The 21475-nt window shown below is 69.3% G+C and carries 18 protein-coding genes; 11 read left to right on the plus strand and 7 right to left on the minus strand.

Translation table 11 applies throughout. From position 1 onward, the window contains the following. Positions 1–6 precede the first annotated feature (6 nt). From priA to JOF29_RS40655, 5 genes are read left to right on the plus strand one after another with little or no spacing between them, the layout of a single operon-like run. A complete protein-coding gene (gene priA, locus JOF29_RS40635) occupies positions 7–744 on the plus strand; it encodes a bifunctional 1-(5-phosphoribosyl)-5-((5-phosphoribosylamino)methylideneamino)imidazole-4-carboxamide isomerase/phosphoribosylanthranilate isomerase PriA (RefSeq protein WP_209699614.1) in 738 nt (245 codons plus the stop codon). Further along, positions 741–3065, plus strand: a complete 2325-nt coding sequence (locus JOF29_RS40640; RefSeq protein ID WP_307863950.1) for an HAD-IB family hydrolase — start codon at positions 741–743, stop codon at positions 3063–3065. The genes priA and JOF29_RS40640 overlap by 4 nt, the downstream gene beginning before the upstream one ends. Beyond that, positions 3062–4261 (plus strand): zinc-dependent alcohol dehydrogenase, encoded by a 1200-nt coding sequence (locus JOF29_RS40645; RefSeq protein WP_245359901.1) that lies wholly within the window; start codon positions 3062–3064, stop codon positions 4259–4261. The genes JOF29_RS40640 and JOF29_RS40645 overlap by 4 nt, the downstream gene beginning before the upstream one ends. A 36-nt stretch (positions 4262–4297) precedes the next feature. Next, positions 4298–5878 (plus strand): NPN-dependent hydroxyacid isomerase, LarAH14/15/16 family, encoded by a 1581-nt coding sequence (gene larAH, locus JOF29_RS40650; protein WP_209699615.1) that lies wholly within the window; start codon positions 4298–4300, stop codon positions 5876–5878. Next, positions 5878–6810: a lysophospholipid acyltransferase family protein gene (locus JOF29_RS40655; RefSeq protein WP_209699616.1), complete on the plus strand. Its 933-nt coding sequence runs from the start codon at positions 5878–5880 to the stop codon at positions 6808–6810. The genes larAH and JOF29_RS40655 overlap by 1 nt, the downstream gene beginning before the upstream one ends. Before the next feature lie 98 nt (positions 6811–6908). Here the strand turns inward: JOF29_RS40655 and JOF29_RS40660 are convergent, their stop codons facing one another. Beyond that, entirely contained in the window at positions 6909–8045 is a 1137-nt protein-coding gene (locus JOF29_RS40660; protein WP_209699617.1) for a M1 family aminopeptidase, read from the minus strand. After that, positions 8042–8425: a hypothetical protein gene (locus JOF29_RS40665; protein ID WP_209699618.1), complete on the minus strand. Its 384-nt coding sequence runs from the start codon at positions 8423–8425 to the stop codon at positions 8042–8044. The genes JOF29_RS40660 and JOF29_RS40665 overlap by 4 nt, the downstream gene beginning before the upstream one ends. A 128-nt stretch (positions 8426–8553) precedes the next feature. Here JOF29_RS40665 and hisF point away from each other — a divergent pair, with 128 nt between their 5' ends. The 4 genes from hisF (at position 8554) to JOF29_RS40685 (ending at position 12352) form a co-directional block, all read left to right on the plus strand. Next, a complete protein-coding gene (hisF, locus tag JOF29_RS40670) occupies positions 8554–9315 on the plus strand; it encodes an imidazole glycerol phosphate synthase subunit HisF (RefSeq protein WP_209699619.1) in 762 nt (253 codons plus the stop codon). Further along, positions 9312–9866, plus strand: a complete 555-nt coding sequence (locus tag JOF29_RS40675; protein ID WP_307863951.1) for a MarR family winged helix-turn-helix transcriptional regulator — start codon at positions 9312–9314, stop codon at positions 9864–9866. The genes hisF and JOF29_RS40675 overlap by 4 nt, the downstream gene beginning before the upstream one ends. Positions 9867–10238: 372 nt before the next feature. Next, positions 10239–10745 (plus strand): MarR family winged helix-turn-helix transcriptional regulator, encoded by a 507-nt coding sequence (locus JOF29_RS40680; RefSeq protein ID WP_209699620.1) that lies wholly within the window; start codon positions 10239–10241, stop codon positions 10743–10745. Then, positions 10745–12352 carry an MDR family MFS transporter gene (locus JOF29_RS40685; protein ID WP_209699621.1) on the plus strand — a complete coding sequence of 536 codons (1608 nt, stop codon included), beginning with the start codon at positions 10745–10747 and terminating at the stop codon, positions 12350–12352. Before JOF29_RS40680 ends, JOF29_RS40685 begins: the two co-directional genes overlap by 1 nt. On the opposite strand, the gene JOF29_RS40690 is transcribed toward JOF29_RS40685, so the two are convergent. The 5 genes from JOF29_RS40690 to dacB form a co-directional block, all read right to left on the minus strand. After that, a complete protein-coding gene (locus JOF29_RS40690) occupies positions 12349–13605 on the minus strand; it encodes an MFS transporter (RefSeq protein ID WP_209699622.1) in 1257 nt (418 codons plus the stop codon). The two genes, JOF29_RS40685 and JOF29_RS40690, sit on opposite strands and share 4 nt — an antisense overlap. Beyond that, on the minus strand, positions 13602–14195 hold the full coding sequence (locus JOF29_RS40695) for an ArsR/SmtB family transcription factor (protein WP_209699623.1): 594 nt from the start codon (positions 14193–14195) through the stop codon (positions 13602–13604). The genes JOF29_RS40690 and JOF29_RS40695 overlap by 4 nt, the downstream gene beginning before the upstream one ends. A 100-nt stretch (positions 14196–14295) precedes the next feature. Continuing rightward, complete coding sequence (locus JOF29_RS40700) at positions 14296–15246, minus strand: GNAT family N-acetyltransferase (protein WP_209699624.1); 951 nt, start codon at positions 15244–15246, stop codon at positions 14296–14298. Continuing rightward, positions 15243–16193 carry a GNAT family N-acetyltransferase gene (locus tag JOF29_RS40705; RefSeq protein WP_209699625.1) on the minus strand — a complete coding sequence of 317 codons (951 nt, stop codon included), beginning with the start codon at positions 16191–16193 and terminating at the stop codon, positions 15243–15245. Before JOF29_RS40705 ends, JOF29_RS40700 begins: the two co-directional genes overlap by 4 nt. 50 nt (positions 16194–16243) lie before the next feature. After that, positions 16244–17809, minus strand: coding sequence for a D-alanyl-D-alanine carboxypeptidase/D-alanyl-D-alanine endopeptidase (dacB, locus tag JOF29_RS40710; protein WP_209699626.1), 1566 nt, complete (start codon positions 17807–17809; stop codon positions 16244–16246). 163 nt (positions 17810–17972) lie between these two features. On the opposite strand from dacB, the gene JOF29_RS40715 reads away from it, so the two are divergent. Next, entirely contained in the window at positions 17973–19271 is a 1299-nt protein-coding gene (locus JOF29_RS40715; protein WP_307863952.1) for a family 43 glycosylhydrolase, read from the plus strand. Between the two features lie 70 nt (positions 19272–19341). Further along, positions 19342–21447: an alkaline phosphatase family protein gene (locus JOF29_RS40720; protein ID WP_209699628.1), complete on the plus strand. Its 2106-nt coding sequence runs from the start codon at positions 19342–19344 to the stop codon at positions 21445–21447. Positions 21448–21475 lie beyond the last annotated feature (28 nt).

A 21475-nucleotide genomic window follows, 5' to 3' on the forward strand; every position in this document is an offset into this window, starting at 1 on the left:
TGGGCCATGTCTGACCATTTGGTGCTGCTGCCTGCCGTCGATGTGGCGGACGGGCAGGCCGTCCGGCTCGTGCAGGGCGAGGCCGGGAGCGAGACGTCGTACGGCGATCCGCTGGCGGCGGCGACGGCCTGGCAGGAGGCGGGAGCGGACTGGATCCACCTCGTCGACCTGGACGCGGCGTTCGGCCGCGGCAGCAACCGTGAGCTGCTCGCCGAGGTGACCGGCAAGCTCGACGTACAGGTCGAACTCTCCGGCGGCATCCGCGACGACGAGTCGCTGGAAGCCGCGCTGGCAACCGGCGCGCGCCGGGTGAACATCGGCACCGCCGCCCTCGAGGACCCGGAGTGGTGCGACCGGATCATCCAGCAGTACGGCGACCGGGTCGCGATCGGCCTGGATGTCCGCGGCCGGACGCTGGCCGCCCGTGGCTGGACCAAGGAAGGCGGCGACCTGTACGAGGTGCTCGCCCGGCTGGAAGCGGCCGGCTGCGAGCGGTACGTGGTCACCGACGTCACCAAGGACGGCATGCTCCAAGGCCCGAACCTGGACCTCTACCGCGACCTGTGCGCACGCACCGACAAGCCGATCATCGCGTCCGGCGGCGTCTCGAGCCTCGACGACCTCAAAGCACTCAGCACCTTGGTGCAGGACGGCGTCGAGGGCGTCATCGTCGGCAAGGCGCTGTACGCCGGCGCGTTCACCCTGACCGAGGCACTCGAGCTCACGCGTGGAGGCGACAAGTGAGTCTGGGCGGCAAGCTCAAGGACAAGCTCAAGGACAAGAAGGTCCTGGTCACCGGCGTCACCGGCTTCGTCGGTGAGGCGCTGCTGCACCGGATCATCGGTGAGCTGCCGGGCACCACGGTGGCCGCGATCATCCGCCCGAAGGGCTCGCTGACCGGCGTCGACCGGATGGCGCAGCTGCTGAAGAAGGACATCTTCAAGCCGTTCTACGGCGAGGGCACGCCGTACGCCGACGCGGAGGCGCTGACCGCGGCCCGGATCCAGGTCGTCGAGGGCGACCTGTCCGACGTACCGGAGCTGCCGAAGGATCTCGACATCGTCGTGCACTGCGCCGGTGACGTGAGCTTCGACCCGCCGATCCACGAGGCGTTCACGACCAACGTGCTCGGCACCAAGAGCCTGCTCGAGCGCATAGTGGAGACTGAGCGGCCGGTTCACTACGTCCACATCTCCACCGCTTACACCGCGGGCCGCCGGCGGGGTGCGATCCCGGAGGCGTCGGTCGAGCACAGCGTCGACTGGCGGACCGAGGCCGAGGCCGGGATGGCGATGCGGCCCCGGATCGAGGAGCAGTCCCGGTCCGCGCAGATGCTGGCCAAGTTCCGCAAGGCGGCCGAGAAGGAGCACCGCCGCGCCGGTCACCTGACGGCTGCGGCCGACACCGAGCGCCGCCGTACCGAGTGGGTCGCGAAGAAGCTGGTCGAGACCGGCACCGAACGGGCCCGCAGCCTCGGCTGGACCGACTGCTACACGTTCACCAAGGCGCTCGGCGAGCGGGTGGTGGAGGAGTTCTCCGGCACGTTGCCGACCTCGATCGTCCGCCCGGCGATCATCGAGTCCGCGCTCCAGAGCCCGCACCCGGGCTGGATCGAGGGCTTCAAGATGGCCGAGCCGCTGATCCTGGCGTACGGCCGCGGCGAGCTGCCCGAGTTCCCGGCCTCCCCGGACTCGGTGATCGAGATCATCCCGGTCGACCACGTGGTCGGCGCGATCTGCGCGGTGATGGCGACCGAGCCCGAGCTGAGCAAGCCGGAGTACTACCACATCGGCTCCGGCTCCCGGAACCCGTTGACCTTCGAGCAGTTGTACGCCGGAGTCCGCGCGTACTTCTCCAAGCACCCGTTCGATCTCGGCGAGCGTGGCGCGGTCCGGCTGCCGGTGTGGAAGTTCCCCGGCGGCGACTCGGTCGAGACGATGCTGCGGTACGGCGAGAAGGCCCACAAGATCGCCGACCGGATCATCACGACGGTGCCGCGCAGCGAGCGAGTCCGCAAGTACGCCCGCGAGCTCGACGTACAGAAGCGGCGGCTGGACTTCCTGCGCCGCTACATGGACCTGTACTCGGAGTACGCGCAGGCCGAGCTGCAGTTCATCGACGACAACGTCCTGGCCCTGCACAACGCGCTGGAGGGTGACGACAAGGAGAAGTTCGCCTGCGACACCTCGGTCGTCGACTGGCAGTACTACCTGCAGGAGCTGCACTGCCCGAGCGTCACCGAGTCGATGCGCCGGCTCGACGTCGTCCGGAAGAAGCGGAACAAGGCGCTCGCCGAGTCCGCCGGCGTACTGAAGAAGGTCGAGCCCTCCACAGCTGATACGGCCAAGGTGATCGCCGCGTTCGACATGGACGGCACGCTGCTGTCCTCGAACGTGATCGAGACCTACCTGTGGATGCGGCTGCCCGAGCTGGACGGTCCGCAGCGGGCCAACGAGATCGGCGCGATGCTCCGCAAGCTGCCGAAGCTGATCGCCGCCGAGCGCAAGGACCGCGGCACGTTCCTCCGCACGATCTACCGCCGGTACGCCGGTGCGGACCTTGAGGAACTGAACCAGATCGTCGACGAGATCCTCGCCGAGCACGTGCTGGAGCGGCTGAGCGGTGCCGCCGTCCGGCGGATCCGCGAGCACCGGGCGGCCGGGCACAAGACGATCCTGATCACCGGCGCCGTCCGGCCGCTGACCCGGCCGCTGGAGCCGCTGTTCGACGAGATCGTGGCGGCCGAGCTGGCCGTCGACGACCGCGGTCGGTGCACCGGCTTCCTGTCCGGTCCGCCGCTGGTCGGCGAGTCCCGGGCCGCGTGGATCAAGCACCACGCGCGACAGACCAACATCGACCTGTCCAAGTCGTACGCCTACGCCGACAGCCACTCGGACCTGCCGATGCTGTCGACGGTCGGCAACCCGGTCGCGGTGTCGCCGGACGTGTCGCTGTTCCGGGCCGCCCGGGCCGCACGCTGGCAGATCGTCGACTGGAAAACCCCGTCCACCTCGTCCCGACTGGAGCTCCCTGGGGTGCAGCGTTCCGGAGGTTTGGCCCGATGATGCTCGCGCTAGAGATGTACCGGTCGCCGGCCAAGTTCCTGGCGGCCAAGGCGGTCGGCGGCCGGATCCCCGGCATCCTGACCGGGCCGGCCGCGCCGCTGCGGCTGGTCACGATCAACGAGCCGAAGGCGGACCGGGACGGCTGGGCGCGGATCCGCCCGATCCTGTCCGGGATCTGCGGCTCCGACCTCGGCATGGTCACCGGCTCCACCAAGCTGTACTTCTCCGCGGTGGTGTCGATGCCGTTCGTTCCCGGCCACGAGATCGTCGGCGAACTGCTCGACGACTGCGAGGACCTGCCGAAGGGCACCCGCGTCGTCATGGACAGCGTCCTGACCTGCGCGGCCCGCGGCGTCGAGCCCTGCGCCGGCTGCGCGTCCGGGAACACCAACCGGTGCGACCGGATCACGGTCGGCCACGTGGCGCCTGGTCTGCAGACCGGGTTCTGCCAGGACACCGGCGGCGGCTGGGGCAATCTCCTGGTCGCCCACCGGAGCCAGTTGTACGCCGTACCGGATGGACTGACCGACGAGCGGGCCGTCCTGGTGGAGCCGTTGGCCGGTGCGGTGCATGCCGCGCTCCGGGCCAAGATCCAGCCAGGGCAGTCGGTGCTGGTCAGCGGAGCCGGGGCGGTCGGGCTGTTCGCGACGCTCGCGCTGCGTGAGCTGACGCAGGCCGGCCGGATCACCGTCGTCGCCAAGCACGCGAAGCAGCGGGAGCTGGCGCGGGCGTTCGGCGCCAGCGACGTGGTCGCGCCGGACGAGGTGTTCCGCGGTGTCCGGCGGTCCACCGGGGCGTTCCGGCTCAAGCCGGACTTCGGCGCGGGCGAGTTCCTGCTCGGCGGCGTGGACGTCGCGGTCGACGCGGTCGGCAGTAAGGACTCGATCGACACCGTGCTGCGAGTGACGAAGGCCGGCGGCCGGGTGGTCCTGTCCGGGATGCCGGCCAGCGGAGCCGACCTGTCGCCGGTGTGGTTCCGTGAGCTCGAGGTCACCGGTACGTACGCCTCCGCGCAGTTGGAAGTGAACGGCCGCCCGGCGTTCGAGACCGCGCTGGAGCTGGCCGGCCGGGCCCCGCTGGACGGGATCGTCGGCGCGAGGTACCCGCTGTACCGCTGGCGGGAGGCGCTCGACCACGCGCACTCCGCCGGCCGACTGGGCACAGTCAAGGTCGCATTCGATGTGAGGGCCTCATGAGGGCCGCGCCGTACGTACGACGAGAGAGGTTCTGACATGTCTCGGCCAGGTTTTGTGCTTGAGGTGGACGACCGGACGCCGCCGCTGCTCGTGCACAACGGTGAGGGCTTCCTGCTGGAGCGGTTCCCGCAGGGCACCCGGGTGGTGTACCCGCCGGAGGCGCTGCCGCCGGTCCGGGACGTCGACGAGGCGATCCAGAACGCGCTGCTGCACCCGATCGAGTCCGAGCCGCTGCCCGAGCTGCTGCGCGCCGGGATGCGGCTGACGATCGCGTTCGACGACATCTCGATCCCGCTGCCGCCGATGAAGAAGCCGGACATCCGGCAGCGCATCATCGAGGCGGTGCTGGAGCTGGCCGCACAGGCCGGTGTCGACGACGTCGAGCTGATCTCGGCGAACGCGCTGCACCGCCGGCTCACCCCGAACGAGCTGCGCGACATCGTCGGCGAGCGGGTGTTCCGGTCGTTCTTCCCGGACGGCAAGCTCTACAACTTCGACGCCGAGGACGCCGCGAACCTCACCCACCTGGGCCAGACCAGGCACGGCGAGGACGTCGAGATCTCCAAGCGGGCGGCCGAGTCGGACCTGCTGGTCTACGTGAACGTGAACCTGGTGGCGATGGACGGCGGGCACAAGTCGACGTCGATCGGGCTGGCGTCGTACAAGTCGCTGAAGCACCACCACAACAGCCACACGATGATCCACTCGCGGTCCTTCATGGACCACAAGCGGTCGAAGATGCACGAGTCGGCCTGGCGGATGGGCGAGATCCTCACCCAGCACGTCAAGGTCTTCCAGATCGAGACCACGCTGAACAACGACATCTTCGGCGGGCCGCTGGAGTTCCTGCAGAAGCGCGAGTGGGAGTGGTCGGTCAAGGACCAGGCGTCCTTCCTGGCCGCCAAGCGCGGGCTCGCCGCCGCGCCGGCCAAGCTGCGGCACAAGATCTTCACCGACACCCGCTCGAACTACGGGCTCACCGGAGTGCACGCCGGCAAGATCGAGCCGGTCCACGACAAGACCCTGGAGAACGTGCACCGCCAGCACCTGGTCGAGGTGCAGGGGCAGTCCGACGTCGCGATCATGGGCGTGCCGTTCATCGGCCCGTACAACGTGAACTCGGTGATGAACCCGATCCTGGCCGCCTGCATGGGGCTGGGCTACTACTTCAACTCGTACCGCGGCAACCCGGTCGTCCGCAAGGACGGCGCGGTGATCCTGTACCACCCGGTCGACTACGAGTTCAGCCAGCTGCACCACCCGTCGTACGTCGACTTCTTCGAGGAAGTGCTTGCCGAGAGCACCGATCCGGCGACGATCGAGGCGAAGTTCGAGAAGCAGTACGCCGAGGACCCGTGGTACATCCACCTGTACCGGACGTCGTACGCGTACCACGGCGTGCACCCGTTCTACATGTGGTACTGGATCTCGCACGCCCTCGACCACTGCGGCGACATCGTCTGGGTCGGTGCGAACCGCAAGACCGTCGAGCGGATGGGGTTCCGGTCCGCGTCGACGCTGTCCGACGCACTCGAGATGGTCAGCCATTCGGTCGGCCGGTCGCCGTCGATCACGTACCTGCACAACCCGCCGCACCTGCTCGCGGACGTGCGCTGATGGGCACGAGTCTGGTGAAGTTCGGCCGCGACACCGCGCGCGACGTGAAGCAGGTCGCGCGCGGCTGGCGCTGGGGCCGGCGGCCGCAGGTGCCGCGGTCCGCCGAGCCGTACGTGATCCCTCGCGAGTCGACGGTGTTCCCGACCAAGTGGGCCCGGACGCCGGCCGCGATCGCGGTCCGCGACCTGATCCAGAAGGGCCCGCTGAACGCGGTACTGAACTTCGAGGTCAGCCCGCAGGTCAGCGGCCTGGACTCGCTGCTCAAGCTCGACGGCCCCGCGATCATCGTGGCGAACCACTCGTCGCACCTGGACACCCCGCTGCTGCTGCTGTCGCTGCCGGACGCGATACGCCGTCGTACGGCGTTCGCGGCCGCGGCGGACTACTTCTTCGACACCTGGTGGCGGGCAGCCGGGTCGGCGATCGTGTTCAACACGTTCCCGATCGAGCGTCGCGGCGGCAAGATGAGCTCCACGCCGGGCGACCTGCTCGCGGACGGCTGGAACGTCGTCGTGTTCCCCGAGGGCACGCGGTCGCCGGACGGCTGGGTGCAGCGGTTCCGGATGGGCGCGGCGTACCTGGCCGTCGAGCACGACGTACCGATCATCCCGGTCGGCATCAAGGGATCGTTCGCCGCCATGCCCCGCGGCCGCGGCTGGCCGATCCCCGGCCGGCCCGCGGTGCACGTCCGGTACGGCGACCCGCTGCGCCCCGCCTCGGGGGAGAGCGCCCGGGACTTCGCGCCCCGGATCGCCGCTGCCGTGTCGGCCCTGCTCGACGAGGAATCCACCACCTGGTACGAGTCCCGCCGCCGCGCCGCGATCGGCGCCTCACCCGCCCAAACCGGCCCCGACGCGGCCCGCTGGCGCCGCGTCTGGGAATCCACCCGCCCCATGAAGTCCACCGACAACCGCCGCCGCGCCTGGAAGTAGCAGCCGAGGTCGGCGGACAGGAGAACCCGGCGCGTCCGCTGACCGCAGTGCTCGCGGGCGCGCTCGGGGTCCTCAGTGTGGCCGTTGATCGAGGTCGCTCAGCCTTCGTAGCGGTCGGTCTGGACGTTCGCGGTCCGCAGAGCCTTGGCGGTCGGTGGGGTGACGGTCCAGTCCGGGTGGTTCGGCATCTGAGGTTCCTTGGTGCCGTAGAGCCAGTCCTCCAGGAACGGCCGGACCGTCTCGTCGCCGCTGACCTTGGTGGCGAGAGCGATGTAGTCCTCGGTCGTTGCCGACCGGTTTCTGTAGGTCCGCAGCCAGGCCTGCTGGATCTGGTCGAACTTCGCCAGGCCGATCTTCTCGGAGAGTGCGTAGAGCGTCAGGGTGCCACCGGTGTAGCGGATGTCGTCGAACAGGTTGGCCGCGTTCGGCTTGGCCACCGGACCCGACTTGGCGCGCCAGATGTCGCCGTTCCCGTAGGTCTCCTTCATCCGGTCGAGCATGGTCGTCTTGCCGTGGGTGTCGGTCCAGCCGCGATCGTACTGGTAGCGGAACGAGTAGTAGTTCGCGTTGCCCTCGTTGAGCCACAGGCTGCCCCAGTCGCCCGGCGAGACACTGTTGCCGAACCAGCTGTGCGTGAGCTCGTGCACCATGTGCGTGCCGATCTTGTTCTCCGGCTGCTTCAGGTAGTTCGGCTTGTACAGCGTCAGTGTCTGCGTCTCCAGCCCGGTGAAATCGAAAGCGTCCGAAGCATCCGAGTTCGCCGGCAGCAGCCCGTACGCCTCGAACGGGTAGTTGCCCAGTCGCTTCTCCAACCAGCCAAGCTGTCCCTTGGTCAGATCCAGCGCGGGTGTCAGTTCGGCCAGCCGCGCCTTCGGTACGACGTCCCGCAGCCGGGCACCGCCCGCCGTCGTGCCGTGGTCGACGATGGCGAAGTCACCGACGGAGATCTGCACGAGCTCGGTCGGCATCGGTGACCGCGAGACGTACGTGAACGTCGTGCTGCCGTCGGCGTTGGCGTGCTCGGCCACCTTGTCGCCGTTCGCGACGCCGATCGTGCCGTGCGGAGCGGTGACCTTGAACGTGTAGAAGGCCTTGTCGGACGGGTGGTCGTTGCACGGGAAGACGGTATGGCCGACGTCCGGCTGCGGCGCCGTACTGAACCCGTCCGGGGTCGCGACGAAACCGCCCAGCGGCGGCTTGAGCCGGCGCGGATCGGCCTGGTAGTGGACCTTCACGCTGAACGGCGAACCGATCGTGCGGGCCGGGGTGATGACGAGTTCGTGAGCCTCCTCGCGATAGCCGGCCGGCCGTTGACCTCGACGGATTTGATGTCGAGCCCGTAGGAGTCCAGGTCGAACCGGGACAGGTTCTGGGTCGGCGTGGCCGTCATGGTCATCGTCGCGTCGATCAGTTGCGTCGAGGCGTCGTACCCCATCTCGATCAGATAGTGGTCGGCCTGGTAGCCGCCGTTGCCGAGGTTGGGGAAGACGGTGTCCCCGACTCCCGGTGCTCCCGGCGTACCGGCCTGGTCGGCGAGCGCCGGAGCCGCCGCGGCACCGGACAGTAACGCCAGACTTGCCGTGGCTGTGGCAAGACGGCTGATGGATCGGCGCATGGACGGATACCTCCGCTGGATGACGGGATGAGAGATCTGCACCAAGGGGACGCACCGACCGCGTAAAACGCTGACCAACGGGGAGGTATTCAGCCAGGGTCTAATGGTCGCCTGGGTAGTCTTGCTGCGTGAGTCTTGCTGTGCGGGTCATTCCCTGTCTGGACGTCGACGCCGGTCGCGTGGTCAAGGGCGTCAACTTCGCCGACCTGCGGGACGCGGGCGACCCGGTCGAGATGGCCCAGGTGTACGACGCCGAGGGCGCCGACGAGCTCACGTTCCTCGACATCACCGCGTCCTCGGGATCCCGGGAGACGACGTACGACGTGGTCCGGCGGACGGCCGAGCAGGTGTTCATCCCGCTGACCGTCGGCGGCGGGGTGCGGGAAGCGGCCGACGTGGACCGGCTGCTCCGGGCGGGGGCCGACAAGGTCGGGATCAACACCGGCGCGATCGCGCGGCCGGAGGTGATCCGCGAGATCGCGCACCGGTTCGGCAACCAGGTGCTGGTGCTGTCGCTCGACGTACGGCGGTCCGCGGAGCAGCCGAGCGGGTTCGAGGTCACCACCCACGGCGGCCGGCGGTCGGCCGGGCTGGACGCGATCGAGTGGGCGCAGCGCGGCTGCGAGCTGGGCGCGGGGGAGATCCTGCTGAACTCGATGGACGCCGACGGTACGAAGCGAGGGTTCGACCTGGAGCTGATCAAGGCGGTCCGGGCGGTGGTCGACGTACCGCTGATCGCCAGCGGGGGAGCGGGTGCGCCGGAGCACTTCCCGCCCGCCGTCGAGGCAGGCGCGGACGCTGTACTCGCGGCGAGTGTCTTCCACTTCGGCGACTTCCGCATCGCCGACGTGAAGAACGCACTGCGCGATGCCGGGATCGTGATCCGGTGAGCACCCCCGCCCACGTCCACCCCTCCGACCCCGCCCCCACGACCCCCACCGGGCAACCCGCCCCCACGACCCCCACCGGGCAGCCCGCCCCCGCGACACAGCCCGAGCGGTCTGAGGCGAAGGTTGCTGCGATCGAGCAGGAGTTGTCCGCGCTGTTCCGCCGTTCGCGCTCGGCCTCGCTCCGGCTGGCTCGACGCGTGCACCCCGAGATGGACGCCGCCGGGTACGCGTTGATCTCGCAGATCGAGATGGGTACCGGCAACGGCGCCGGCGTCCGGGCGTCCGACGTCGCGCACGTGCTCGGCCTCGACAAGTCCACGGTCAGTCGCGGCATCACCCAGCTGGAGAACCTCGGCCTGATCGAGCGCGTCGGCGACCCCGACGACGGCCGCGCCCGCCTGCTCCGCCTGACCACCTCCGGCGCCGAACGCTACGAGGCGATGCGCACCCAGCGGCAGACCGAGTTCCGCGCCATCCTCGACCGCTGGAACCCCACCGACCTCGCCGACCTGGGCCGCCTCCTCGGCCGCCTCAACGCCGACCTCGGCTAAACCACCGGCATCCGTCGACACGCGTCAGCACGCGCCCGCACCTGCGGGCGCTCGCCCTGCGTCGCCGGGTGTGCGTGCGTTGCGCCGGTCCGGCGCGCGGCGTCTGTTGAGGGGTTGCCCGTTCATCTGGTGGGTTGCCTATTGAGATTTTCGGGGGGCAAGCATCCATTTCAATGGGCAACCCCCGAGACGGTCGGGGTCGCGGCGCTGGGGTGCTGCCGTGCGTAGGCGGCTGTCGGCGCGGTAGGCGGCGACCAGGTGGTGGTCGGCGCCGGGGAGCTGGACTCAACCGGTCGTGACCGTGTGCGACCAGCAGTCGACAACCTGCGCATATGGTTGTGGAAACCAACTATCCAGGTATATAGTTGGGTTATGCAACTAGCTCAGCAACCCCTTGTCCCCGGGGTAGAGCGGGATGCGGCGGCTCAGGAGTTGCTCGAGGGGGTCAGCTCCCTGATCCGGGCCGTGCGCTGTATCGAGCACCGGCACCTCGGCAACGACGGCGGACTGCGCCGGTCGGACGCGAGCGTGCTGAAGGTGCTGATGAAGGACGGCGAGCAGCGCGGCGGCGAGATCGCCGGCAAGCTCGGCGTCGACGCGTCGGTGGTGAGCCGGCAACTGACCGCGCTGGAAGCCGACGGACTGGTGAGCCGTCGGCCCGATCCGGCGGACGCCCGTGTCGGGCTCGTCAGCCTCTCACTCCGAGGCAAGGCCCAACTGGAGGCGCTCTACTCCTCCTACACGCAGCAACTGAGAACCGCCTTGTCGGACCTCGACGACGACGCGCTGATCGCGGCCGCTGCCACCATGCAGCGCGTCGCGGTCGCGATCACCGAGGCCAACAAGCTCGTGAGGCAAACGCCCAAGACTGGAGAGTAATGACTGCCACCGAGACCCGGCAGCTGACTGGGCCCAATTCTGGGCCGGCTGCGCCGGAACTCACCCATCGCGAGATCCTCGAGATCCTGATCGGCCTGCTGGCCGCGCTGTTCACGGCGATGCTCAGCTCGACGATCGTCAGCAACGCCCTGCCGACGATCATCGCCGACCTCGAGGGCACCCAGACGCAGTACACGTGGGTCCTCACCGCGAGCCTGCTGGCCACCACGGTGTCCACCCCGATCTGGGGCAAGCTCTCCGACCTGGTGAGCAAGAAACTGCTGGTCCAGCTGGCGATCACGGTCTTCGTGATCGGGTCCGCGCTGGCCGGCCTGTCCCACAACGTGCCGTTCCTGATCGGTGCCCGGGTCCTCCAGGGTCTCGCGATGGGCGGTCTGATGGCGCTCGCCCAGGCCATCATCGGCGCCGCGATCCCACCCCGGTCGCGGGGCCGGTACTCCGGTTACATGGGCGCCGTGATGGCGGTCGCGACCGTCAGCGGCCCGCTGATCGGCGGCGTCATCGTCGACACCTCGTGGCTCGGCTGGCGCTGGTGCTTCTATGTCTGCGTCCCGCTGGCCGTGGTCAGCCTGGTGATCCTCCAGAAGTACCTGCATCTGCCGGTGCTCAAGCGCAAGGTCCAGATCGACTACCTCGGCGCCGTCCTGATCAGCATCGCGGCCAGCCTGCCGCTGCTCTGGGTCACCTTCGCCGGTACGAAGTTCGCCTGGATGTCCTGGCAGTCCGCCCTGTTCGTCGGCGGCACGCTGCTGGTCGGCTTCCTCGCCGTACTCGTCGAGAACCGGGTCGCCGAGCCGCTCGTCCCGCTGAAGGTCGTCCGTGAGCGCACCACCGCGCTGGCGATCGTGGCCAGCCTGTCGGTCGGTGTCGCGATGTTCGGCAGCGCGCTGTTCCTCGGGCAGTACTTCCAGATCGCCCGCGGGTACAGCCCGACCGAGGCCGGCCTGCTGACGATTCCGATGATGCTCGGCTCGTTCGTCGGCTCGGCCGGGTCCGGGCAGCTGATCAGTCGCTACGGCAAGTGGAAGCGGTACCTGGTCTCCGGCGGCGTCCTGCTGCTCGTCGGCCTGCTGATCCTCGGCACGATCGACCACAGCACCCCGTACTGGTACGCCGGACTCGGCATGCTGGCGATGGGCCTCGGCATGGGTATGACGATGCAGAACCTGGTGCTCGCCGTACAGAACACCGTCGACGTCACGCAGATCGGCGCCTCGTCCGCGACCGTCGCGTTCTTCCGCAGCCTCGGCGGTGCGGTCGGCGTCTCGGCACTCGGTGCGGTGCTCGCGGCCCGGGTCAAGACCCTGATCGTCGCCGGCGTACTCGCCGGCCCCAACGGCCCCGAGACGGCGCGCAAGCTGCAGGAGGGCGGCTCCGGCAGCACCAGCCTGCTGGACGTGAAGAACCTCCCGCCGCAGCTGGCCACGCTGGTCCGGCACGCGTACGGCGATGCCACCGGCCGGATCTTCCTGATCGCCGCCGCGTGCGCGGTCGTCAGCCTGGTCGCGGTGATCTTCATCGAGGAGGTCCCGCTCCGCAAGACCGTCAACAAGGTCGACGTCGTCGAGGAACTGGTCGAGGACTAAACCTCGGGCGGCTCCAGACCGGTCAGGTCGCGGGTGCGGATGATCGGCGAGCCGACCAGCCAGAGTACGGACAGCAGGCCGCCGGCGGCGGAGACGAGGAGGGTTTCGCGGACACCGATCCAGGTGCCGAGGAACCCTCCGGCGACCGCGCCGAGCGGCCTGATGCCGTAGTTGATGCTGCTGAACGCACCGGAGACCCGGCTCCGCATGGTGTCGTGGCAGACCGCGGCCTGCAACGCGTTCAGCGGTACGTCGAAGCACATCACCGCGAACGCCCCGACGAACTCGGCCACCGCCAACGCGACTGCCTTCAGCCAGGTCGGCCCGCCCGCCAGAGCGGCGATCGCGATCGAGCTCGGGAACACGACGGCGCCGAACGCGATCACCGGACCGGCACCGAACCGGCGGCTGAGCGGGGAGGCACTGACCGCACCGAGCAGGCCGCCCGACGCGCCGATACCGAACGCCAGGCCGATGACCCCCGCGGACAGCCCGAGGATGCGGCTCGCGAACAGCACGAGCAGCGCCGTACTCATCAGGTTGAAGAAGTTCACGGTGGTCGCACAGCCCAGGCTGCGGCTGATGTACGGGTGCCTCAGCACGTAACGCATCCCGGCCGCCGCCCGGCGAAGCATCGGCTCGCCGGACTCCTCCGCCGGACCCGGCTCGATCTTCAGCCGGCCGAGCTGTACCGCCGAGAACACGAACGTGAGCGCGTCGACGAAGATCGCGACCGGCGCCGTCAGCCACTGCACCAGCAGACCGGCGACGGCAGGCCCGCCCATGAACGAGATCGACCGGGTCGCGGACAGCTTGCTGTTCGCTTCGAGGTACTGCTCACGATCCACCAGCCGGACGAAGAACGACGCGTACGCCGTGTTGAACACGACGTGCGCCGTACCGGCGAGGATCGCGATCGCGTACAAGTGGCCGAGGGCAAGGAAACCGGACCAGTACGCGACCGGCAGCGTGAGCAGCAGCACCGTCCGGGTGAGGTCGGCGGCGATCATCAGCGGGCGCTTGTCGCGGCGGTGGTCGACCCAGGTGCCGATGAACAGCGACGCGATGTTCGGCAGCCAGACCGCCGCGGTCAGGAAGCCGACCTGGCTGGGGGAGGCGTCCAGCATCGTGACCGCGATCAGCGGCAGCGCCAGCTCCGTGATCCGGTCGCCGAACTCGGAGACACCCTGCGCGGACCAGAATCGGCGGAACCGTAGGTCGCGCCAAAGGCTCGTGGCGGCGAGCGCCTTCATTCGGAATCCGTTGCTTCGGGCAACGACAGCCGGATGTGCCGAACCGGCCTGGCGTCGTCCGGTACCTCGTCGGTGCCGTAGCGCTGGATGTACGGAGCGAGCAGTTGCTCGATCGCCGACTCGATGGCCTCGGCCTCGGCGGGGTTGACGACGAGCAGGGTGTTCGCGGACCCGGCCAGCCGGCTCCACTCCGGCTCGAGACGCGGCTCCATGTCGACGAGCCAGCTCTGGGCGGCCTCGAGCGCCTGGTTCATGATCTCGGCGCGCAGCAGCCGGCCGGCCTCGGCGTCCTCGGGCGTGCTCGGCATGTCGTACCGGAACCCGCGGGCGACGGCGTACCACCAGCGTTGCCGGCGGTCGGAGCCGCTCGGCGGTGGGCCGTCGTTGACCAGCCCGAATCCGGCCAGGTGCCGCAGGTGCCAACTGGTCACGGAGGGGGAGGCGCCGACGTGTTCGGACAGTTGGGTTGCGGTCGCGGGACCGTGGCGTTGCAGGTAGCTGAGCGCGGAGAGCCGGACCGGATGCGCGAGCGCGCGCATCGCCTGCGGGTCGGTGATCTCGAAATCGCCGTACGGATTCCTGAGAGACATGTTTCGAGAGTAGTCTCTCAGATCTCCCGGAGGCAAGGTTATGGACCTGCAGGCAGGCAGAACCCACCTTTTCGAGGGTGCTTCGACACTGTTTCGGGGGTTATGCCTGCCTGCAGGAACACCGCGTCCAGATGTCGCTGATCAGGTCCGGGCGCATGCCGACGGCGGTGTAGAGGGCGAGCGCCGGGGTCGGGTTGTTGGTGTCCACGTGCAGGATCGTGCCGGAGCGACCGGCGGCGGAGTCGACGGCGAAGGCGTTGCGCAGCAGGTACTTGGCCAGGCCGCGTCCGCGGGCGGACGGCACGACGTCGAGCCTTCCGACGTACCCGCAGTTGTCGGTGCTGACGACGTTGTCGTTGCACTCGGTCATCCCGACCGCCTGCCCGGCGCGCTCGACGATCGTCACCTGCGGCCAGTCGAACGTCGACCGGCTCTCCCGCGACGCCACCCACTCCTCGTACGGCCGCGGCAGTGTCCCGGGCTGCTCCGCGAACGCCTCCATCAGTACGGCGTGCGCCGCCCGCCGACTCGCCTCATTCAGAGCTCCACGCCGAACAACAATCCCCTCCGGCACGTCGACCGCCGGCACCGCACCGTCGAACGCGATCCGCATCCGCTGCACCGACGTCCCAACCACATACCCCCGCGCAGCAAGAACACCCCCGAGCAACTCGTCCTGCCGAACCACCCCCACCCGCACCACAACCCCCCACCCGCCAACCGCGCGCTCAGCGCCCGCCGCGCGCGCTTCCGCCTTTTCCAGGAGCCAGTGGAGGATGGCGGGGTCGGGGCTGAGGATGTCGACGACTACGTGGGAGCCGGCGGTGATTGGGACTGCGGTGGCTGAGCCGGCGAAGTTGTGGGGGCCGGACACCAGCCAGCTGTCGGTGGTCAGGTTGGTGCCGGGGTCGCGGAGGTAGTTCGCGACGTCCTCGGCGCTGTGCTTCGCGAACCCGAGCAACGCGGAGGTGTGCTCCGCGGACCGCGCAGCGATCAGCCCCGCGTCCTCCAGTCGCATCGCCCGCCAGGTGTAACCGGCGGGCAGGCTCATACGGCGACCTCGAGTCGCCAGACCTCCATCACCAGCACGGCCTGCATCCCGACCGACAGGTACACGCCGAGCGCCGGCGTCGGGTTGTTGGTGTCGACGTGCAGGATCGTCCCGGCCCGCCCGTTCGCGGCATCCACCGCGAACTGGTCCCGCAGCAGGAACTTCGCGAGCCCCCTCCCACGAGCCTTCTCGAGTACGGCGAGCCGCCCGACGTACCCGCAGTCCTCGTCCTCGACGAACTGGTCGTTCGCGGCCAGCATCGCGACCGCCTCGCCGTCCACCTCGAGCAACGTCAGCTGCGACCAGTCGAACGCCGAGTGGTTCTCCTGCGACGCCTGCCACTCCTCGAACGACCGCGGCGTGAACCCGAACTGCCCGTCGAAGGCCGCATTCAGTACGCCGTGCGCAGCCCGCCGACTCGCCTCGTCGGGCGTACCCCGGCGCACCGTCACCCCGGCCGGCACCTCCGGCGCAGCAACCGGACCGTCGTGGACGATCCGCATCCGATGGAAGACCGTCCCGCGCGCGTAGCCGTACCCCGCCAGCCGGTCGCGGCGCGCGGTGTCGGCCTGGTACGCGACCGCGTCGAGCTGTACGACGCTCTGCCCGTACTCGCGCCCGAGCTCCCGCGCCCGCTCCTCGACCCGGTCGAGCAGCCACCGCTCGAGTGCCAGGTCGTCGGCGACCACGTCCTGGTCGAGCTGCCGGCGATCGCCCTTGCCCGCGACCCAGCCGAAGCCGGCCGGCCGGTCGCCCTCGAAGACCAGCCAGCCGTCGCGGGCGGGGTCGAACGACTCGTCGGTGAGGCCGTCCACCGCGTCGTCGAGCGTCCAGTCCGCGAACCCGATCACCGAGGTGTTGTAGGCGGACACCAGCTCGAGGATCGTCCGCGCGTCCTCCGTCGTTGGCGGGCGGACGGTGTACTTCTCAGGCAGTACGGCGGTCATCCGCCCATCGTGGTGAACGACCGCCGTACTGTCCATGTGATTAACGGCGATCAACAGGCCTTGTCCCACTCCGATTCACACGTCGTCGGCGCGGTCCGCACACTGGCGACGGCGGCCGGTGGTGACTGGTCGGACCACGAGGCGAGCGTGACGCCGACCGCGTCCTCGATCGAGCGCGGGCTGACCAGGTAGTTGTTGCTGATCATCGAGAACACCAGCTTCCGGCCGTCCTTGTCGGTGACGTATCCGGACAGCGACGTCACCCCGGTGAGCGAGCCGGTCTTGCCGTGCAGGTTGTTGGCGGCCGGCGTGTTCTGCATCCGGCTGCGCAGCGTGCCGCCGACGAACCGGTTCGGGTTGCCCGCGATCGGCAGCGCGTCGTACCACTGCTTCCACCACGACTCCTTCTGCGCACCGATCAGTACGTCGGTGATCGAGTCGGCCGTGACATTGACCTTCCGGGACAGGCCGGAGCCGTCCGACAGCCGGATCCGGCTGGTGTCGACGCCGAGCGTCTTCGCGTACTTCGTCACCACGTCGAGGCCGGCCGGCCAGCTGCCGTCGGCTTCCGCGACCGCGCCCATCGTCTTGACGAGCGTCTCGGCGTGCATGTTGTTGGAGAGCTTGAGGAACGGCGTGAGCAGTTCGCCGACCGTCATCGACTCGTCCCGGGCCAGCCGGCCGGCGCCGGCCGGGGTCGCAGCGTTCTTGATCCTGCCGGCGACCGTGATGCCCTGCGCGGCGAGCGCCCGCCGGAACACGTCGCCGGCATACAGCTCAGGCTCCCAGACGGTCACCCAGTCCTGCTCGACCGCGGACCCGAGCGGCATCGAGCCGGTGATCCGGACGACGTTCGTGCCGTGGTCGCGGTCGACGCTGATCGTGTTCGCGGAGCCGGCCGCGCCGGTGGTCGCGGTGTTGACCAGCTTGAGTACGCCGTTCGCCGGTACCAGGTCGAGCTTCACCGGAGCGCCCGCGGCGGCACCGGGACGGCTCTCGACGATCGCCGTACCGGAGTCGTAGTCGGTGTTCGGCGCCAGCGTCAGCGCGGAGATCTGCGCGTTGTAGTAGTACGGCTCGTCGTCCCAGGCCCAGCTGTCGCCGAGGCGGACGTGGTCGAAGTACGTGTCGTCCGCGACCAGGTCGCCGAAGACCCGCCGGACGCCGGCTGCCTTGAGCTGTTTCGCCAGGCCGACGTAGTCCGACTCGAGCGCGGTCGGGTCGCCGTACCCCTTGAGGTAGAGGTCACCGAGCAGCAGGCCACCGCGGACGGGTGCGGTGGCGAGGACGTCGGTGTGGAAGCGGTACGACGGGCCGAGCGTGTGCATCGCGGCCGTCGAGGTGAACAGCTTGGTGTTCGACGCGGGCAGCAACCGCTCGGCGCCGTTCTTGTCGTACAGCGTCTCGCCGGTGGTCGCGTCCCGCACCACGAGCGCGACCTGCGAACCGTCGTACCGGCTGTCGTTCAGCAGCCCGTCGAGCCGCTGCTGCAGAGGCGTCGCTTGTACGGCGGTCGGCGCCGCGGCGGACTGACCGACAAAGCCGCCGGTGACGGCGGCGACCGCGGCCACGGCGGCCACCATCCCGCGCCCCGACATTCTCGGTAAAAGACTCACGAGACACTCCCTTGATCCAGGCGGAAATCAACTAGCGGGAGTCTCTACCCCGGGTTCGCCCGGGTCCAGGGATGGAAGAAAAAAGATGGAAGGGGGTGCCTCTCAGGTGAATCGATGTAAAAGTGGGGATCCACAGGTATCCGCCCCACCTGAGGAGTCAACCGTGAAACGACTTCTGGCGGCCGTGCTGGCCGTCTTCAGCATCTCGACCTTCCTCTCGCCGGCCGTTCACGCGGCGACTACCGCGGCCGTCTTCCCGAGCGAGATCATCGGCGAGAACTTCCCCGACCCGGACGTCTTCGAGCAGAACGGCACCTGGTACGCGTACGCGACCAACGGCAGCCGCGGTACCGTCCCGGTCGCCACCGCGCCGAGCGCCAACGGCCCGTGGACGATCCGCGGCGACGCGATGCCCGGCGGCCCGTCCAGCGCCTGGGCCCAGCCCGGCCGCACCTGGGCGCCGGACGTCTACCCGAACCCGGACGGCACCTACACGCTCACGTACACCGCCTGGCACAAGGCGTCCGGCAGGCAGTGCATCGGCGTCGCCACCGCCACCAGCCCGCTCGGCCCGTTCCAGCCGGTCGGTACGGCGCCGTTGATCTGTCCGCTCGACATCGGCGGCGCGATCGACCCGAACACGTTCGTCGCGAACGACGGCACCCGGTACCTGGTCTGGAAGAACGACGGCAACGCGGTCAGCCAGCCGTCGACGCTCTGGCTCACCAAGACCGCGAACAACGGCCAGACCGTGGTCGGCGGCAACACCGCGATGCTGACGTCGAGCGGCATCATCGAGGCGCCGGACCTGGTGCAGCGCGGCTCGCAGTACGTGCTCTACTTCTCCGGCGGCGGGTACAGCGACTGCAACTACCTGACCTCCTACGCAACGTCGAAGAGCCTCGGCGGTCCGTGGACCACGGCGTACCGGCCGCTGATGACGACCGCGACGTTCGACAGCCACGTCTGCGGGCCGGGTGGCGCGGACTTCGTCGGCGACAAGGTGTTCATGCACGGCTGGGTGAACGGCGGCCGGCACCTGTACGTCGCGGACGTCGGGTACGCGAACGACTACCCGGTGGTCCGCGGCAGCCGGGTCCGGACCGAAGCTGAGCGCGGGACGCTCAACCACTGCTGGGTCCGTTCGAACGCGGCCGGCGCGTCGGACGGCAAGGTGGTCGCGTACATCGACTACGCGGACTCGTGGGTGGAGAACACGGTGTTCGCCCCGGTCGCCGGCAGCTACACGCTGTACGTCGGGTACGCCAACGGTTCGGCGTCGACCGCAAGCCACGGTCTCGTTGTCAACGGCAACAACGCGGGCTCGGTCAGCTACCCGGTCACCGGATGGGACAACTGGCACGAGAGCGCGGTGCCGATCACGCTGAACGCCGGGTGGAACACGATCCGGCTGACCAAGGGCACGCTGTACACGGAGGTCGACTACCTCGAGGTGCAGTAGAGCTGTCGTAGCGACCCCGTAGTCTCGTACTGCACCGTGAATCTCAGCGGGCACTACGGGGAAGCAGGCGATGGCGAAACCACCAGAACAGGTGTCGAAGACCCGGCGACGACGTCCGGTATGGCTGGATCTCCGCCGTACCGGACGTGGCCTGGGAGCGATGCTGTACGGCGGGCTCGCGTCGCTGATCACGCTCACCCTCACGTTCTGGCTGCTGCCGCAGATCAGCAGCGACGGCCGGCTGCCGATCTTCCGGCTGGTCGTGCTGCTGGCGGTGTTCTCGGTGCTGATGCGCTGGATCCTGTCCGGGATCGCGATCCTGATCGGGTCGATCGGCGTCCTGGTCGGCGGCCTGCTGTCGCAGTTCGCGGTCGTGTATCTCGGGATCACCGTCGACCCCGGCGTGGACCTGCACGGCGGGGTCGAGGCGCCGGTGCTGGTGTCGATCGTGATGTCGTCGATCAGCGCGTTCGTCGGCTGGGTCGCGTACGCCGGCAGCGACGACGCGTACGTCGCCGAGGTGATGCGGGTCGTGCACCGCCGCGCCCGGCGGATCCAGCCGGCGCCGAAGACCGGGATGCTGATCGTCCAGCTCGACGGCCTGTCCGCCCCGCTGCTGAACTGGATGGTGCTGGCCGGCAACCTGCCGAACCTCGGCGGCTGGATCCGGGACGGGAACCACTCGCTGCAGACCTGGCACACCGGCGTACCGGCGACCACGCCCGCGAGCCAGGCGGGCATCCTGCACGGCGGCTCGATGCACATCCCGGCGTTCCGGTGGTACGAGAAGGAGACCGGCCGGGTGATGGTCACCAACCGGGTCCGGGACGCGGCGGAGATCGAGAAGCGGATGTCGACCGGGCGCGGGCTGCTCGCCGACGGCGGCGTCAGTATCAGCAACAACTGGTCCGGCGACGCCGAGAAGTGCGAGCTGGTGTTCAGCCAGGCCGCCCTGCCGAACAGCCGCAGCCGGGGCTACATCCGGTTCTTCTCCAGCCCGCAGGGCGCCGCGCGCGGCCTGATCCTGTGCGTCGCGGAGGTGATCAAGGAGCTGCACCAGGCCCGCCGGCAGCGCGTCCGGCACCTGGTCCCGCGGGTGAAGCGCGGCGGCGGGTACATCTTCCTGCGCGCGATCACCAACGTCCTGCTCCGCGACCTGAACGTCTCGCTGATCACCGACGAGCTGGTCAAGGGCACGCCGGTGGTCTACTGCGACTTCGTCGACTACGACGAGGTCGCGCACCACGCCGGACCGACCCGCGCCGAGTCGCTGCAGACCCTGGAGGGCCTGGACCGGGTGCTCGGTGCGCTGCAGCGGATCATCGACATCCTGCCGCACTCGTACGAGATCGTCGTACTGTCCGACCACGGCCAGAGCCAGGGCTCGACCTTCCTGCAGCGGTACGGCCGGACTCTCGCCGAGGTGGTCGACGACCTCGTCGACACCACCAAGGAGCCGGTCGCGGCGGTCGGCAAGTCCGAGGGCTGGGGGCCGGTGAACGCGTTCCTGACCGAGCTGACGATGCGCCGCAGCGTCGCCGGATCGGTGACCCGGAAGGCGTTGCACGTGAAGGCCGGCGAGGTCGAGCTCGGCCCGAAGGACTGCGAGCCGCCGGTCGCCGCGGACGAGCAGATGGTCGTCACCGCGTCCGGCAACCTGGCGCTGATCTACCTCGCGACCACACCCGGCCGGGTGCCGCTGGAGGAGATCGAGCTGCTGCACCCGAAGCTGATCCCGGGGCTCGCGACGCATCCCGGCATCGGGTTCGTGGTGGTCGACTCGCTGGCCGAAGGCCCGGTCGCGATCGGCCGGGCGGGCGTCCGGGTACTGCGGACCGGGCGGGTCGAGGGGGCGGACCCGTTGACGCAGTTCGGCGAACTTGCTGCCGCCTCGATGCTCCGGCAGGCGGGGATGCCGCACAACGGGGACCTCGTCGTGGTCAGCCGGCTGGACGAGTACACCCATGAGGTGGCGGCGTTCGAGGAGCTCGTCGGATGCCACGGCGGGATCGGCGGCTGGCAGACCGAGGCGGTGCTGGTGCATCCGAGCCGCTGGGTGCTCACCGAGCCTCCCGTAGGCTCGGACGCGGTACATGAGGTGCTGATCGGCTGGCTGGAGAAGCTGGGGCAGCGCAAGGACCAGCGGGAACCGGTCGAGTCGAAAGTGAAGGCCTGAAGCGTGCGGGTGACATGCGAGTGACGTG

Source organism: Kribbella aluminosa (assembly GCF_017876295.1).
Lineage (GTDB): Bacteria > Actinomycetota > Actinomycetes > Propionibacteriales > Kribbellaceae > Kribbella > Kribbella aluminosa.